Source organism: Streptomyces sp. LUP30 (assembly GCF_001746365.1).
Classification (GTDB): domain Bacteria; phylum Actinomycetota; class Actinomycetes; order Streptomycetales; family Streptomycetaceae; genus Streptomyces.
Genome location: NZ_MJAJ01000005.1, coordinates 68959 through 85034 on the forward strand (window position 1 = coordinate 68959; position 16076 = coordinate 85034).

14 protein-coding genes are annotated in these 16076 nt (G+C 71.7%); 8 read left to right on the forward strand and 6 right to left on the reverse strand.

Features of this window, described 5'->3' with window-relative positions:
* Nucleotides 1-503: 503 nt before the first annotated feature.
* A complete protein-coding gene (locus tag BG482_RS06490) occupies nt 504-1334 on the reverse strand; it encodes a hypothetical protein (protein ID WP_069767900.1) in 831 nt (276 codons plus the stop codon).
* A gap of 308 nt (nt 1335-1642) precedes the next feature.
* Between BG482_RS06490 and BG482_RS06495 the strand changes: the two genes are divergently transcribed.
* A complete protein-coding gene (locus BG482_RS06495) occupies nt 1643-2305 on the forward strand; it encodes a response regulator transcription factor (RefSeq protein ID WP_069767901.1) in 663 nt (220 codons plus the stop codon).
* Nucleotides 2302-3681 carry a sensor histidine kinase KdpD gene (locus tag BG482_RS06500; RefSeq protein ID WP_069767902.1) on the forward strand — a complete coding sequence of 460 codons (1380 nt, stop codon included), beginning with the start codon at nt 2302-2304 and terminating at the stop codon, nt 3679-3681. The genes BG482_RS06495 and BG482_RS06500 overlap by 4 nt, the downstream gene beginning before the upstream one ends.
* A 29-nt stretch (nt 3682-3710) precedes the next feature.
* Here the strand turns inward: BG482_RS06500 and BG482_RS06505 are convergent, their stop codons facing one another.
* Together BG482_RS06505 and BG482_RS06510 are read right to left on the reverse strand one after the other, a co-directional pair.
* Entirely contained in the window at nt 3711-4502 is a 792-nt protein-coding gene (locus BG482_RS06505) for a hypothetical protein (RefSeq protein WP_069767903.1), read from the reverse strand.
* Nucleotides 4503-4748: 246 nt separating this feature from the next.
* Nucleotides 4749-5255, reverse strand: a complete 507-nt coding sequence (locus BG482_RS06510; RefSeq protein ID WP_069767904.1) for an RICIN domain-containing protein — start codon at nt 5253-5255, stop codon at nt 4749-4751.
* Nucleotides 5256-5569: 314 nt separating this feature from the next.
* Here BG482_RS06510 and BG482_RS06515 point away from each other — a divergent pair, with 314 nt between their 5' ends.
* Nucleotides 5570-6559: an Ig-like domain-containing protein gene (locus tag BG482_RS06515; RefSeq protein WP_256096285.1), complete on the forward strand. Its 990-nt coding sequence runs from the start codon at nt 5570-5572 to the stop codon at nt 6557-6559.
* A gap of 60 nt (nt 6560-6619) precedes the next feature.
* On the opposite strand, the gene BG482_RS06520 is transcribed toward BG482_RS06515, so the two are convergent.
* On the reverse strand, nt 6620-9724 hold the full coding sequence (locus BG482_RS06520; protein WP_069767905.1) for a tetratricopeptide repeat protein: 3105 nt from the start codon (nt 9722-9724) through the stop codon (nt 6620-6622).
* Nucleotides 9725-10038: 314 nt separating this feature from the next.
* Here BG482_RS06520 and BG482_RS06525 point away from each other — a divergent pair, with 314 nt between their 5' ends.
* Nucleotides 10039-10518 carry a hypothetical protein gene (locus BG482_RS06525; protein WP_069767906.1) on the forward strand — a complete coding sequence of 160 codons (480 nt, stop codon included), beginning with the start codon at nt 10039-10041 and terminating at the stop codon, nt 10516-10518.
* A 420-nt stretch (nt 10519-10938) separates the two neighbouring features.
* Here the strand turns inward: BG482_RS06525 and gdhA are convergent, their stop codons facing one another.
* Complete coding sequence (gene gdhA / locus BG482_RS06530; protein ID WP_069767907.1) at nt 10939-12285, reverse strand: NADP-specific glutamate dehydrogenase; 1347 nt, start codon at nt 12283-12285, stop codon at nt 10939-10941.
* A gap of 404 nt (nt 12286-12689) precedes the next feature.
* On the opposite strand from gdhA, the gene BG482_RS06535 reads away from it, so the two are divergent.
* The 3 genes from BG482_RS06535 to BG482_RS06545 are packed head-to-tail and all read left to right on the forward strand — an operon-like array spanning nt 12690 to nt 13974.
* On the forward strand, nt 12690-13049 hold the full coding sequence (locus BG482_RS06535) for a DUF1330 domain-containing protein (protein WP_069767908.1): 360 nt from the start codon (nt 12690-12692) through the stop codon (nt 13047-13049).
* A 53-nt stretch (nt 13050-13102) separates the two neighbouring features.
* A complete protein-coding gene (locus BG482_RS06540; RefSeq protein WP_069767909.1) occupies nt 13103-13519 on the forward strand; it encodes an SRPBCC family protein in 417 nt (138 codons plus the stop codon).
* Nucleotides 13519-13974: a MarR family winged helix-turn-helix transcriptional regulator gene (locus BG482_RS06545; RefSeq protein ID WP_069767910.1), complete on the forward strand. Its 456-nt coding sequence runs from the start codon at nt 13519-13521 to the stop codon at nt 13972-13974. The genes BG482_RS06540 and BG482_RS06545 overlap by 1 nt, the downstream gene beginning before the upstream one ends.
* A gap of 73 nt (nt 13975-14047) precedes the next feature.
* Here the strand turns inward: BG482_RS06545 and tatA are convergent, their stop codons facing one another.
* Entirely contained in the window at nt 14048-14293 is a 246-nt protein-coding gene (tatA, locus tag BG482_RS06550; protein WP_069767911.1) for a Sec-independent protein translocase subunit TatA, read from the reverse strand.
* Nucleotides 14294-14441: 148 nt separating this feature from the next.
* Between tatA and BG482_RS06555 the strand changes: the two genes are divergently transcribed.
* On the forward strand, nt 14442-16013 hold the full coding sequence (locus tag BG482_RS06555) for an LCP family protein (RefSeq protein WP_069767912.1): 1572 nt from the start codon (nt 14442-14444) through the stop codon (nt 16011-16013).
* The last annotated feature ends 63 nt before the right edge of the window (nt 16014-16076 follow it).

Below are 16076 nucleotides of genomic sequence, written 5' to 3' on the forward strand. Positions count from 1 at the left end.
CTACCCCCGCGTCTCGCCTCTATGCCGGCGCGCGGGAACTCGTGTCCATCGAGTCGGCGGCACGGTGGGTCCGCCGCGGTGCGGGTGACGCGTGTTCAGGAGAGTGTCGGCGGCCCGAGGCCGACCGCCGCCTGCCGCGCATCGACGGTGGCGGCAGAGCCACATCGACGTCCGGGGCGGGACGTCGCAGGACGCTTTCGGCGCCACGGCCCGGGCCGCCCGCCGGTTCGGTCAGAGCGAGCGCGCGGGCGTCCGGCACGGCCCGCACGCCCCGGCCGAGCGAGAGGGCACCGGGCCTGCGCCGACTCCCGCCGGGCGCCGGGCCGCCCGCCGGGTCGGCTCCGCGGGCCGTCCGATCCCGGGGGCGAGTCGGCGTGAGCACGCCCTGTCCGGGAGCGGCAGTGCCACTCGGGCGACGATCGCGGGGGGGGGCAGCCGCCCGACGACGGCTGCCGCACCGTCCGACCCGCCCAGCGATCACCTAGTGCGTGCCGTCACCCGGTTCAGTGACTTTGCGCGTTCGCCTCCCCCACGTCCTTGCGTGTCACGGCCAAGTGGACGACCAGCCCGAGGATGACCGTCAGGAACAGCCCGCTCGTGACGACCGTGCCCAGCCCGATTCCACCGTCGTCGGTCGGCTGGGAGAGGTAGTCCCCGATCGATGCCCCCAGGGGGCGGGTGAGGATGTAGGCGATCCAGAAGCTCCACACCGCGTCCAGGCCGAGGGCGAAGTGCGCGATCGCCACGGCGGCGATGGCCAGGGCGAACAGGACCGCCGCGAGCCAGTAGCCGAGGTCCATGCGCTCGGAGACCAGGTCGCCGCCCGCCGTTCCGAGGGCGAAGGTGAAGAGCACGGCCAGCCAGTAGTACGCCTCGCGGCTCGTGGTGTCGATGCTGTGGATGGAGAGGGTGCGCTCGCGCCGGTACCAGACGACGAAGACGACCGTGAGGAGAAGCGCGAACGCCCCGGTGCTCGCCTCCAGCGGCACACCCATGTTGTCGGTGAGGTTGTCGCTGATCAGGGTGCCGACGACGCTGATGAGGGCGACGGCGAGCCAGTACACGCCCGCGCGGTACGCCGTGGTGCGGAACTGGACGACGAGGACCACCGCGAGCAGCGCGCTCATGAGCACGGACACGCCGGTCAGGCCCAGGCCGGCCTTCTCGTCGAGCAGGTCGGCCGCGGTCTCGCCGACCGTCGTGCACAGGACCTTGATGATCCAGAAGTAGGCGGTGACCTCGGGGACCTTGTTCCAGCGCAGACGGTGGGCGGGGTGAGCGGAAGCTCTCGTGCCCGGTTCGGCTTCGGGGGTCTCGGAGAGTTCATGGGTCATGGGCAGGGACGTTGCCAGCGGTTACCTGAACGCATCCTGACTGCCACGCGGCTTCCCCTGCCCGCCGGGTCCGTCCTGATCACCATGGGGCCATGCACACTCACGCCGCGTTCTGGCTGTGGCATCGTCTACAGTGCAGTAGACCGTCTACATGATTGTAGTCAGTCGGATGGCACCGCGCCGCCTTCACGCCACGTCCGACGGCCCGCGAGAAGGATGAAGGGGCCGACGGGTTCGCCGACGCGGTCCGCGGCCGGCCGTCGGCCCTGAGTCGGGAACAGCCCTCAGTCGGGAACAGAAGGAGCTCCATGCGTCGGACGATCCTGGTCGTCGAGGACGATCACGCCCTGCGTGACGTACTGATGCGCGGATTGCGGGACGAGGGCTTCGCCACCGTGCCCGCGCCGGACGGCGCCACCGCCCTGCGGCTGGCGACCGCCGGCATCTCCGCCGCCGTGCTCGACATCGGGCTGCCCGACGCCGACGGGCGGGACGTGTGCCAGGCGATGCGCGCGAACGGATTCCTTTGCCCCGTCATCTTCCTGACCGCCCATCACCGGCTGAACGACCGGCTCTCCGGGTTCTCCGCCGGTGGCGACGACTATCTGCCCAAGCCGTTCCACCTCGCCGAACTCGCGGCCCGCCTGCGAGCAGCCCTCAAGCGGGCCGCGCCGCCGCCTGCCGCCATGACAGGAGACCTGGCACTGGACCCCGTCCGACACATGGCCAGCGTCGGTGGCACCCGGGTCGATCTCTCACCGACCGAGTTCCGTCTCCTGGCTGCGCTCATGGCGGCTTCCGGCGCCATCGTGCGCCGCCGCGAGCTGGTCAGGGCGGCCTGGCCGGAAGGTGCCCTGGTCCACGACAACACCCTCGACCAGTACCTGACCCGGCTGCGCCGCAAGTTGCGCGAGGCCGGCAGCGACCGGACGATCGGCACGGCCCGCGGAATCGGCCACCGCCTGTCATGAGGGGTGACCGCCACCGGCCGCGACCCGCCGTGACCGCTCTCCTCCACCGTCTGACCCCCCGCACGCTGCGCGGCCGGCTCTCCCTCGTGGCGCTCACCACGGCGGCGCTGCTGATGCTGGTCCTCACCGTCGCCTTCAACGCCGTGGCCGGCCGCCGCCTTCAGCACCAGGCGGACGACGAACTGCGCACCCGCGCCGCCGCCGTCGCCACCACCGTCGACACCAGCGGCCCGAGGGTGCGCGTCCTGGAGACCTCCGACGACCAGCTCCTCGACACGAACGTGTGGATCTACGCCGGCCGACGCCTGCTGGAAGAGCCGCCGACCGCCGGCCCCCTGACCCGCGTCGCCGACGCACTCGCCGGACGCGGCGGACAGCAGTGCGTCACCGCCCATGTCCACGGCCCCCTCCGGCTGTGCTCCCGGCCGGTGTCCGGAAGCCACAGCGACGCCACCGTGGTCACCGCGCTCGACCTGTCCCCCTACCGGAGTTCGGCCGACACCCTGCTCCTCGGTTCACTCGCCCTGGATGCCGTGATGCTCGCCTGCACCTACGCTCTGACACGGCTGGCGGTCGGCCGTGCGCTGCGCCCTGTCCGCACGATGACCGACCAGGCCACCCAGTGGAGCGTCATCGCCTCGGAAGAACGCTTCGGCCAGCTGCGGCACCCGGCCGAACTCGCCCGCCTCGGCACGTCGTTGGACGCCATTCTGGACCGCATCCGCACCCTGTTGCGCCACGAGCGACAGCTCACCGGAGAACTCTCGCACGAGCTGCGTACACCGCTGAGCCGGATCATCGCCGAACTCGACTGGTGGCAGGCCCGCCCCCGCACAGACGACCAGACCCACGCCACCCACAGGGTCATCACGGAAGCCGCCGAGTCCATGCGCGCCATCTGCGACACCCTCCTGGGCGACGTCCGTGACGGCTCGCTCGCCGCTCCGGGCGCCGCGGAGATCGTGCCCACGCTGAAGCGGCTCACCGAAGTCCTGGACATCCCGCCCCACTTGACGGCAACCGTCGAGGGTCCGCACCTGGAGGCCGGGGTCCCGCCCGCCCTCCTCGAACGCATCGTCAGCCCGCTCCTCGCCAACGCCTGCCGCTACGCCCATGCCGGCGTCACCGTCCGGGCCCACCGCGCACCCGACGGCGTGTGCGTCGACGTCGTCGACGACGGACCGGGCGTACCGTCCTCGTTCGCCGGACGGCTCTTCGAGCCCGGTCGACGCGCCGATCCCCGTGACGGACACGACGGAGCGGGCCTGGGGCTGCCGCTGGCGCGACGCCTGGCCCGCTCCGTCGGCGGGGAGGTGGCGTACGACCCGGGGCACACCCCGGGGGCACGGTTCGTGGTCAGCCTGCCTGCAGGGTGACGGCGGCAGCGCTCGGCGTCACCGGCGCGTCAGGCCGTGATGTCGCGCCGGACGTCCTTGCGGGAGGCCGCCAGGTAGCCGACGAAGCCGAGGATGGCCACCGTCCAGGACAGCGTGACCGGCCCCAGGCCCAGGTCGAGTCCGCCGCGGCCGTGGCCGACGGCCATCCAGTCGGCGACCGAGGCCCCGAGGGGACGGGTGATGACGTAAGCGGCCCAGAACGCGGCCACCGCGTTCAGGCTCCCCCACCGGTGAGCGACGGCCGGAACGGCGATCGCGGCGGCATACAGGACGGCGGAGCCCAGGTAGCCGAGGCCGATCGTGGCGGTGAGGTCGCCCGCCGCGGTGCCCAGTGCGAACGTGGCCAGCACGGCGGTCCAGTAGAAGGCCTCGCGGCGCCGGGTGTGGATGCTGTGGATGGACAGGGTGCGCTCGACCCGGTGCCACAGAACGAAGACGGCGGCCAGCGCGGCCATGAAGAACGGGGTCGAGAGCGTGTACGGCACGCCGAGACCGACATGCAGGACGTCGGCGGCCATCGTGCCGAACACGCTGACCATGACGATCGCCGTCCAGTAGATCCAGGCCACGTACCGACGGACGGCGAACTGCACCGCCAGCGCAGCCACCAGGGCGAGACCGCCGAGCCCCACAGCGGGGATCGGGCCGAGCAGGTGGGCCAGGAAGTCGGACGCCGTCTCGCCCATCCCGGTGGTCAGCACCTTGATGATCCAGAAGTAGACGGTCACCTCCGGCACCTTGCTCGCCGCGTGACGGATGTGGCCCGCGGGCCGGTCGTGAGTGAGGTGATCAGTCGACATGGCAGGCACGATGACACGCGGGCCGGCCCTCGCCCCAGACCCCTTTGCCAGAGTTTTGGCGCTTCCGGTACGGGAGTTGCCCAAGCCTCGGCCGGACCTGAGCGCAACCTGAACACAGTGGCCGATGCGCTGGTCAGCGGCGTGCGGCCGGGGTATCGGCGGCCTCCCGGCACCGGATCGGCGACCGAGAGGCCCGACGTCGACGCCCGGGCCCTCCCGGGGCCCCGGTGTCCACTGCTGTCGTGTCTAGTGCTGGTGCCACCAGTCGTAGTGGTCGGAGGGGTCGCACGTCGTGGTCCGCGGGATCGTGCGATTGGCGACGCTCGGGGTGGTCATGCACAGGCCGCTCTGCGCGCTCTGCCACACCGCCACCGACGGGTCCCCGGGCCTCGTGGTGTAGATGCGCCAGAGCTGGACGGCCCGGGTGCTTCCGAAGGCGTCACAGGCCGACAGCGTGATCGGGGCCTCCCCGAGCCCCGGGGAGGCGGTGATGCACCATCCGGTCCTCTGGTTGATGAAGCGGTACATGCCGCCTCCCCAGAACTCGGCGAGCCACTTCTCGTCGGATCCGCCGTCGCAACTCCACATCTGGAGTCTCGCGGCGTTGTCGACGTCGCTGTCGAGGCAGTGACTCGAGTTCCAGATACGGATGTTCGTCGCACCCGCGGCCTGGGCGGGTGCGCCGGTCAGCGTGAGGGCCGAGACCGTCAGTGCCGTGATGACGAGCGAGATCAAGGTCCGTCGTGCGGTCATGAGGCAACTCCCGTTTCTCACAGGGCGATTGCTGGTGCATCCGGGCGGACGCGCCGAACTCGCACGGTACATGCCATCCACGCCGGAACGGTTCATTCAGCTCATTTTGCCTAAATAGCCCATGGGCGACGGTCGGGTTAGGCGGCTCCGAAGAGGGGCACTCGCCCTGCTCGCCCCGGCGGGGCGGGACGGGCGTCCGGGCAGGGAGTCTTGGGACACCTTTTACGCGACACGTGCAACCCAGGACGGCTCCGTGGCCGTCTCACAGTGAGTCGGGCCCGTGGGGCCGAAGAGCGAGAGAGCGGGGACAGGTCGTGGGACGGCGCAAGGGCGGCATAGGGATCGCACTCGTCACGGGTGTGATGCTGGTGGGTGCGACGGCCTGCGGCGGGTCCGGGGGCGGCAGCGACAAGGCGGGCGGCAGCGACGCGAAGGCCTCGGGCACGCCCGCGAGCTCCTCTCCGTCGCCGACCAAGCCCGCCGGCCCGCCGATGCTGCTGGACACGATCACCCCTCAGACGGGGACCACGGTCGGCGTGGCCATGCCGATATCGGTGGTCTTCACCGACCCGGTGGCGGCCAAGGCGCGGGCCACGGTCGAGAAGCACCTGAAGGTGAGCGCCTCGCAGCCGGTGGCCGGCGCCTGGCACTGGTTCGGCGACAGGCGCGCCGACTGGCGTCCGAAGGACTACTGGCCGTCCGGCACCACGGTGAAGGTCGACGCCGACATGAACGGCGTCAGCAACGGCAACGGGCGCTTCGGCGTACGCGCCTACACCCACACCTTCAAGGTCGGCGACGACGTGCGCGCCGCTGTCTCGGTGACCGGCCACACCATGAAGGTGACCCGCAACGGCAACGCCGTACGCACCCTGTCGATCAACGCGGGCAGCGCCCAGTACCCGACGTGGAACGGCACTATGGCCGTCATCGACAAGGAGAAGGAGGTCCACATGACCTCCTGCAGCGTCGGCATCAGCTGCGACAAGGGCAGCCCCAACTACTACGACCTGACACTGCCCTGGGACGTCCATCTGACCCAGTCCGGCACCTATGTGCACTACTCGACCGGCGACCCGAATCCGGGCAGCGGCAGCGCGCGCGGTTCGCACGGCTGCGTCCACCTCTCCATGTCGGACGCCAAGTGGTTCTACGACCAGGTCAAGCAGGGCGATCCCATCACCATCACCGGCTCGCCCCGGGCCAAGGCCTCGGCCGACAACGGTTACGCCGCCTTCAACCTGGGCTGGGACCAGTGGCTCGTGGGCAGTTCCTCCGGGGAGCAGACGACCTCCACGCTGTGACGCCCTGAGCGGCCCCGCCTCACCGTCTGACGATGTCGGCGGTGAGGCGGGGCCGTTGGGCTACCCGGCCGTCATCGCCATGAGCGTCTTGCGCGTCTCCTCCGCGCGGGGAGAGCCCAGCGCGGTGTACAGGGACAGCGCCTGGCGAAGGTGATCGACGGCGGGTGCCTGCTCCCCCCGGGCCTGCCGGACGAGAGCCGAGCCGATGTGGGCGCGCGCCTGTTCCTCCTGCTCCCCGATGCCGCGGGCCAGGTCCAGCGCCGCCGCATGGGCCTCCAGGGCCTCGGCGTGCCGTCCGGCGCCGTGCAGTGCCTCGCCCAGGCCGTTGAGCGCGCCCGTCTCGCCGTACGGTTCTCCGGTCCGCCGGAAGTGGGCCAGGGCCTGGCGCTGATGCTCCGCGGCCTCCTCGTGGCTGCCCTGCCGGCACAGCGCGTCGCCCAGGTTGGACAGCGCGTGCGCCTCTCCCCCGGTGTGTCCGAGCCGCCGGAACAGAGCGAGCGTCTGCTCGAAGCGTGCGGCCGCGGCCGCGTGGTCTCCCAGCCGCGCCAGGACGATCCCCAGGTTCCCGAGGGCGCTGGCCTCCCCGAAGGTGTGGCCCGTCTGCCGGTACAGTGCCAACGCCTGCTGATACCGCTCGATCGACGCCTGGTAGTCCTCCAGCAGTTCCTGCACGATGCCGAGGTTGTTCAGCACGTCGGCTTCGCCGTGGGGGTCCCCGACGGCGCGAAACAGCTCGACTGCCTTCTCGTGGTGTGCGGCGGCCTCCTGGTATCCGCCCTGCAGCTCGTGCAGCACGCCCAGGTTGGTGAGATGGCGGGCCTCCCCTGCCCGGTAGCCGATGCGGCGGCACAGGGTCAGCCCGTCGGCGTGCTCCCGGCGGGCGCTCTCGTAGTCGCCGAGGCGCCGGTGGACCGCGCCGACACAGACGAGGACGTCGGCCTCGCCACGGACGTCCCCCACCGCGCGGGCGGCGCGCACGGCGTGCTCATGGACGGTCAGCGCGTCGGCGAAGTGCCCCGAGCGCTCGTAGTGGCGGTGGAGCGTGGTGGCGATCCGCACGGTGTGCCGGGACGGTCCGGGCTCCTCGGTCCTGGAGCACAGGGCCACCAGGGAGGGCTGCGCGGCGCGCAGCCAGTCACGGCACTCGTCGGCCGTGCGCAGCGGCGGCAGACCCGTGCCGGGCGGCTCGACCACGGGACGCAGATGCCGTTCGGCGGGGTACAGCACGTCCATGGCCGCCGACGCCGCCGTGAGACAGTGGTCCAGCAGACGGGTCACGGCCGCGTCGCGCTCCGCCGCCCCGTCGTGCCGGCCCGCGAGCTCCGCGGCGTAGGCGCGCAGCAGATCGTGCATGCCGTGGCGGCCCGACCCGCTCCGGTGCACCAGGTGCGCCCGGGAGAGCACGTCCAGGCAGCGCCGCGTCCGTTCCACGCTCTCGCCGACGAGGGCGGCGGCCGCGTGCACGTCCACGTCGGGCCCCGGGTGCAGGCCCAGCAGTCGGAACAGCCGCGCCTCCTGGTCGGGGAGGCGGTCGTAGGACCAGGAGAAGACGGCCCGGACAGCGGCCCGGGGATCTCCGTCACCGGAGTCCAGCAGATCCAGCCGCCGCCGGCGGTCGCGCAGTTCCTCCACCAGCCGGGCCAGCGGCTCCTGATGACGCGACAGCACCAGTTCGGCCGCCACCCGCAGGGCCAGGGGCAGCCACCCGCACTGTTCCGCAAGGGCGGCGGCGGCCCCGGGGTCGGCGTCGACACGCGGCCCGATCAACGCCCCCAGCAGGGTGAGCGCCTCCTGCGGGGAGAGCACGTCGAGGACCATGCGGTGTGCTCCGTGCACCGAGACCAGGGACGACAGCGAGTCCCGGCTCGTGATCACCACTTTGCACGTCGGGCTCCCGGGCAGCAACGGGCGCACCTGCGCGGCGGAGGCGGCATTGTCGAGGAGCACGAGCATCCGGCGTCCGTCGACGGCTGTGCGGTAGCGTGCCGCCCGGTCGTTGAGCCGCAGCGGTATCTCCTGACCGGGCACGCCCAGCGCCGTGAGGAACCCCGCGAGGGCCTGGGCGGCGGAGACCGGCTCGTCCGGGTCGTAGCCGCGCAGGTCGACGTAGAGCTGTCCGTCGGGGAAGGCGTCACGCATCCGGTGCGCCCAGCGCACGGCGAGCGCGGTCTTGCCCACGCCCGCGGTCCCCGAGACGGCGGAGACGACCACGGCCGTTCCGCACTCACCGGCGTCCGGACCGTCGGCGGCGATCAGCCGTCGGGTCAGCTCGGCCAGTTGCTCCTCCCGGCCACTGAAGTGACTCACGGCCATGGGGAGTTGAGCGGGGACGGGGACGGCGGGCGCTGCGGCCGCGGAGGCGGCGGGAGGGGGGCCGGCGCCCTGCGACTCCTCCCGTCCGGCACCGCGCAGCATCTCCTCGTACACCGCCCGAAGTTCACGGCCGGGCGTCACACCCAGCTCCGCCAGGAGCTGCCGGCGGATCCCGGTGTACGCGTCCAGCGCCTCGGCCGTCCTTCCGGCGTCGGCCAGGCTTCGGACCAGCGCCACGGCGAGCGGTTCGCACAGCGGGTGCTCGGCCAGCAACGGCTGCAGCACCGTGGGCACTTCCGCAGGCTTCTTCTGTCGCAGCAGGGCGCCGGCCCAGGCGAGCGCCGCTTCCACCCGCTCCTGCGTCCAGGCCGTCCGCGCGCGCTCCGCCCACGCTCCCGGCAGCCCCGCCAGCGGCACGCCGCGCCACAACTCCAGCGCCTCCCGCAGCAGTCGGGCCCGGCGCTCGTCGGACAGGTCCGACTCGCGCCCCTGCACCACGAGCGAGCGGAACCGGAGCAGGTCGACGGCATGCTCGTCCGCCTCGAGAACATAGCCCCCGCCGGTGCGGCTGATGCGGAGCGGTGTCGGGGACGCCTGGGCCTCACCGCCGTCCGCCGCGGCCGCCACGTCGTCGAGGAGCCGCCGCAGACGGCTGATGTGCGCGTAGAGGACCGAACGGGCCCCGTCGGGTGCGGCGGTGTCCCAGACGCGTTCCACCAACGTGCTCACGGGGACCGGCCGGCCGGCGTCGGCCGCCAGCGCTGCCAGGACCGCTCGTCGACGCGGCTGCCCGGCGTCGACCACACGCCCCGCGACGCGCAGTTCCAAGGGTCCGAGCAGGTACAGGTTCATCGTGCCTCACGTGGGGACGGACGGTGGAACGGCAGGCCGGCGGCGGGAATCCTCGCCCGCCGGGCGGGCCGGGGCGCCCGACGGCCGTCCGTCATCGACTCCGAGGCCGTCACCGGACACCCGCCACAAGGTTTTCGCAAGGTTCACGGTAGATCCTCAACTCACGTGCCGTCAGGCGGATCACGGCAGACGCCGTGTGCCGCCGAACGCCGACGCCGGCTCGCGCAGGCTCCCGGGGGGAGCGAGGTCGCCACCCCCTGCCGCGGTCGCGCGAGGCGTGGGCCGAGCCGACGCAACGAGAGAATGGAACCGCCATGCGCAAGATGACGTCCCGGGTGAACCGGACGGCCGTCGCCGTCGTCGCCACCGCCTTCATGGCCTCCGGAGCGGTCGTCGCCGGGGCGACGACCGCCTCCGCGGACGGGTGCGTGGGTCCCCTGTGCGGCGCGGTGAAGAACAGGACCGGCGAGACGATGCACTACACGATGAGCCTCGGCGAGGGCCCGCACTTCTGCGACGTGTGGAACTGGGGCGGGGGCACCGGCAGCGAGTTCAAGCACGCCAAGTGCAAGCAGGAGTCGTTCGGCAACGGCACGCGGGGCGGCAACGGCACCGGCAAGGACGTCGACGCCTTCACCTTCGCCGGCCACGGTTACCACGAGCGGTTCTCGCGGGTCGGCACCTGGCACTGGCGCGCGAAGGGCGTCTGGACGAAGATCCGGAGCGGGGAGATCGCCGACTGCGGCATCGGCGACGACAACGAGGTCTGGTGCACCGTGCTCGTGCAGGCCTGAGACGCCCGCAGACGGCTGCGCGCACACGCCGCGCAGCCGTCCCCCGCCGGCTCCGGTCCCACCCCTCCGCTTCCGCGGCTGTGGAAGCGGACGGCGCAGCGCACCGGGAGCCGGGTGACCCGCACGCGGGCCTCGGGGCGGGCCCGACGAACGTCGACCACGCGTGGACCGGCGCGCACAGGGGACGCGCCGGTCCACGCGGCCGGCGACGACGGTCCGGTACCTGGTCGGCCTGACGACCGGGGACTGCGACACGGTGCCCGCGGACGCTGTGGAACGGCGAGCCGGACACGGCTCCGGGCGGGGCCCGCGCTCACCGCGTCGGGCCCCGCCCGGATCTTTCCTCGCCAGGCCGGGTCCCCACAGGGCGCGGGCGCCGCTCGCCGTGCGCCCCCTGACTCGGCGTCCGGCCGGTGTGCGTTACACGACGCCCTGAGCCGTCATCGCCTGAGCCACACGCAGGAAGCCCGCGACATTGGCCCCCAGGACGTAGTCGTCCGGGGCGCCTCCGTAGGCGTCGGCGGTGTCGCGGCACTGGGCGTGGACACTCTGCATGACCGCGGCCAGCCGCTGCTCCGTCTGCTCGAAGGTCCAGACGTCCCGGGAGGCGTTCTGCTGCATCTCCAGCGCCGAGGTGGCCACGCCGCCCGCGTTGGCGGCCTTGCCGGGCCCGAACAGGATGCCCGCCTCCCGGAAGACCTCGATCGCCTCCGGCGTGCAGGGCATGTTGGCGCCCTCGGCGACGGCCCGGACGCCGTTCTTCACCAGCGCCGCCGCGTCCGGTGCGCCGAGTTCGTTCTGCGTGGCGCACGGCAGGGCGACGTCGCAGGGCACGTCGAAGACCGAGCCCCGCTCGGAGAACCGTGCGGTGGGCCTGGCCTCCGCGTACGCCGACAGTCGCGCACGCCGAGCCTCCTTGATCGTCTTCAGCAGCTCCAGGTCGACGCCGTCCGCGTCGACCAGGTACCCGGAGGAGTCCGAGCAGGCCACCACCGAACCGCCCAGCGCGTGCACCTTCTCGATCGCGTAGACCGCCACGTTCCCGGAGCCGGACACCACGACCTTACGACCGTCGAAGCCGTCTCCGCGCGTGGCCAGCATCTCCTGCGCGAAGTACACCGCGCCGTAGCCGGTGGCCTCGGTCCGGGCCTGGGAGCCGCCCCACGAGACGCCCTTGCCGGTCAGCACCCCCGCCTCGAAGCGGTTGGTGATCCGCTTGTACTGACCGAACAGGTAGCCGATCTCCCGCCCCCCGACCCCGATGTCGCCCGCGGGGACGTCCGTGTGCTCGCCGAGATGCCGGTACAGCTCGGTCATGAACGCCTGGCAGAAGCGCATGATCTCCCCGTCGGTACGGCCCTTGGGGTCGAAGTCCGAGCCGCCCTTGCCGCCACCGATCGCCAGTCCGGTCAGCGCGTTCTTGAAGATCTGCTCGAAGCCCAGGAACTTCACGATGCCGAGGTTGACGCTCGGGTGGAACCGCAGGCCACCCTTGTAGGGGCCCAGCGCGCTGCTGAACTCCACCCGGAAGCCCCGGTTGACCTGCACCCGGCCCCCGTCGTCCACCCACGGCACCCGGAAGATCAGCTGCCGCTCCGGCTCGCACAGCCGGTCGGCGATGAACGCGTCGACGTACTCCGGATGCGCCTGCAGCGCCGGAGCCAGCGTGTGCAGCACCTCGCCCACCGCCTGGTGGAACTCGCTCTCCCCGGGATTGCGCCGGCAGACTGCCGCGTAGACGGCCTCGATGTGAGCACTGGGATTCATACGCGTCTGCTCTCCTGTTCGTCCGCCAGGCACTCTCGCCTCGTCGGCACGCCTGGCCGCTGTTCTGTCCATGAATACGCGCGACAGGGGTCACCGTGTCAGGGAGAAGTCGGCGAGGGCGGGACACGAGGCCCTCGTCGCCCGCTCCCGCCCCCGAGTTCACCTGCTTCGCCCGAACGTGCGCGCTTCCCTCGATATGACGACCCTTCGAGCCGTCGACGCGTTGATTCCCCGCCGGTGGGACGTCCCGTGTCCGGTGATCCGGCGACGGGTGCGCCGCGCGTGCGCCCGACGGGAGTTCACGGGCGTCCGAGACGTGCGTGCTTACCCCGGGGGTCATCGACGCCGGTCTGTCCCGGTGCCAGGCTCGTCGGCATCAAGGAGTCGACGAGCCGGAGGACGCCATGACCGCCTATGCGATAGCGCACCTGCAGGAAGCCGCGCCGCACCCGGAGACCGCCGAGTACATGGAGCGCATCACCGACACCATGACGCCGTACGGGGGCCGCTTCCTCGTGCACGGCGCACAGCACGAGGTGAAGGAGGGCCGCTGGCCCGGACACGTCGTGATGATCGGTTTCCCCTCGCTCGACCGGGCGCGGGCGTGGTGGGACTCGGCCGCGTACCAGGAGATCGCTCCGCTGCGTTCGCGGCACATCGAGGGCGACATCATCCTGGTCCCGGGCGTGGCCGACGGATACGACCCCACCACCACGGCCCAGGCGATACGGGAGGCACTGCCCGCCCAGCAGCTCGACAAATAGTCTGCGCGCAGATAATCTGTACGCACATCATTCAGTCGAGGAGGCCGACCCCCATGTGGAAGTACGAGCACAGCATCGAGACCAGCGCCGCCCCCGAGGAGATCTGGCGACTCTGGGCGGACGTCGAGAGCTGGGGGGCCTGGAACGCCGAGATCGAGAAGATCGAGATCGACGGCCCGTTCGCGCCGGGCGCCCAGATCACGATGACGCCGCCCGGGGACGACCCGGTGCTGCTCCGCGTCGCCGAGGTCACCGACGGCGAACTGTTCGTCGACGAGGCCCGCTTCGGGGATCTGCTGCTGCGGACCGTCCACCGGATGGACCGGATCGACAACGGCCGCGTCCGGGTGGTCTACCGGATGGAGATCACCGGCCCCGGCGCCGACGAGGCCGGGGCCCACATCGGTCCGGGCATCACCGCCGACTGGCCCGACACGATGGCCGCGCTGGTCGAGCGGGCCGCGCGCTGATGCCTCTCAGCCCTGACGACAGCCCCGGTCTGCTGCTCTGGCACGCCACGCTGCGCTGGCAGCGCGACCTCGCCGCGGTCCTGGCGCCCCTCGGCCTCACTCACGTGCAGTTCGTGCTGCTCGCCTGCGCATGGTGGCTCAACTCCCAGGGCGAGCATCCCAACCAACTGACCCTCGCCCGCCAGGCGGGCACCGACGTCAAGATGACCTCACAAGTCCTGCGCACCTTGGAGCAGAAGGGACTCGTCGAGCGGGAGGTCGACCCGGCCGACACCCGCGCCAAGCGACTGCGCGTCACCGACGCCGGCGCGGACCTGGCCCCCCGCGCGATCGCCGCCGTCGAGCTCGCCGACGCGCGCTTCTTCCAGCCGGTCCCCCTGGACGAGGCCCTGCCCCTGCTCCGACGCCTGGCCCGTCCCGACCCCGAAACGCCCCCGCCGACCGCTTCGCCGTGACACCGGGGGCGACAGCGCGGCCGCGGCGGCTCGGCTGACGCGACCCCCGCGCGGCCGTCGGTTTCCGTGCCGCTCAGCGGGCGGCGCCGTTTTCCGCGCCGGTACCGGCGGAGGTCCGTGTCGATGCGGGTGTGGATGCGGACGTCGAGTCGACCGGGGCCTCGGCGTCGCCCTTCATGGCCCTGGCCTCGCTCTTGAGGATGCGCATGGACTTGCCCAACCCCCGTGCGGCTTCCGGGAGTTTCTTCGAGCCGAAGACCACGATGATGACGATCGCCACGATCAACAGATGCCAGGGTTCCAGGCCGTTGCGGAGCATCCCGCTCACCTTCTCCGTGTCGGGCGGGGTTCGCGGGGCGCGGGACACCGCCTGCAATGATTGCTACATTGCGCAACTGTACAACCCTTGGATGGGGTCAGTCGTCGTCCCCTCCGTATGAGTTCGGCGGACGGATGAGGGCGCACGTATGACTGTTGACCACCGGACTGCCCCGGCGGAGCGCGGGCGGCAGGCGGGGCCGCCGCACGGCGGCGGAGGCAAGCGCAGGGACGGCGGCGGGCGGGGCAAGCGCCGCCGACCGCTGCGCACCGCACTGATGGCGGCTTTGGCCATCGTGGTGCTCGGCGCTGCCGGCCTCGGCTGGATCTACTTCAGCCTGAACGGCGACATCGACACCTTCGACGCGGGCGGTCTGTCCACGGACCGTCCCGACGCCGGTTCCTCCAAGGGCGAGAACGTCCTGGTCATCGGCTCGGACGCGCGCACGAACGGCAACAGTGCGCTGGGCGGCGGCCAGGCGGACGACATCGGCAGGTCGGACACGGCGTTCCTGCTGCATGTCTACGCCGACCACAAGAACGCCATAGCGGTCTCCATCCCACGCGACACGCTCGTCACGATCCCGCCCTGCAGACTGCCGAACGGCACCTGGACGAAGACGCAGACGGGCACACAGTTCAACGAGGCCTACTCCGTGGGCGAGACCGCCGAGGGCAACCCCGCCTGCACCCAGAACACCGTGGAGAAGCTGACGGGCCTGCGCGTCGACCACACGGTCGTCGTCGACTTCAAGGGTTTCGCCTCGCTGACGAAAGTGGTCGGCGGGGTCGAGGTCTGTCTGCCGCAGAACATCTACCAGGGCGACCTGAACCCGCACCGCGCCACCAAGGGCAAGCTGCTGTTCGGCAAGGGCGAGCAGACGGTCTCCGGGCAGCGGGCCCTCGACTACGTCCGGATACGGCACGGCATAGGCGACGGCTCCGACATAGGGCGCATCAAACGCCAACAGGCCTTCGTCGGCAGCCTGATCAAGAAGGTCAAGAGCGACGGGCTGACCCCGGGCAAGCTGCTGCCCCTGGCGAAGGCCGCGACCAGCTCGATGACCGTCGATCCCGGTCTCGGGACGGCGGACAAGCTGATCTCCTTCGCGATGTCGCTGAAGGACATCGACCTGCACAACACCCGGTTCGTGACCATTCCCTGGCGTTACGACGGCGAACGCGTCGCGATCGTCGAACCGGACGCCTCCGCGCTGTGGGGGGCGCTCAAGGCCGACCGCACCATCGACGGCAAGGACGCCGGCGGCGCCAAGGGAACGAAGACGAACGCCGCCTCGGCGTCACCCGGCGCCGACGGGCGCGTCTCGGGCGCCGGCATCGCCGTGTCCGTCTACAACGGCACCACCACCGGCGGCCTGGCCTCCACCGCCGCCGCCATGCTGACCGCGCACGGCTTCACCGTCACCCGCACCGCGAACGCCGTCGGACAGAACCACACCACCACGGTCGTCCAGTACGGGCCGGGGATGAGGGGCCAGGCCGAGACGGTCGCGCGGCTCTTCCCCGGCGCCCGGCTCGAGTCCCTCACCGCCTCTCGCGTCAACGTGGTCCTGGGCTCCTCCTACACCGGGGACCGCGACCCGTCCGCCTCGGCGGCCCCGAGCGCCGCCCCGGCGGCCGTCCCGACCTCCGTCGCGCACGACTCCCGCACGGCGGACGCGGATCTGTGCTCCGACCTGTCGTACGGCTCAGGCGGCTGAAGCCGACGCGGGAACCGGCAGGTGCGGCAGATCCGCTGACGCTCAAGCGAATTGACGAAGTGT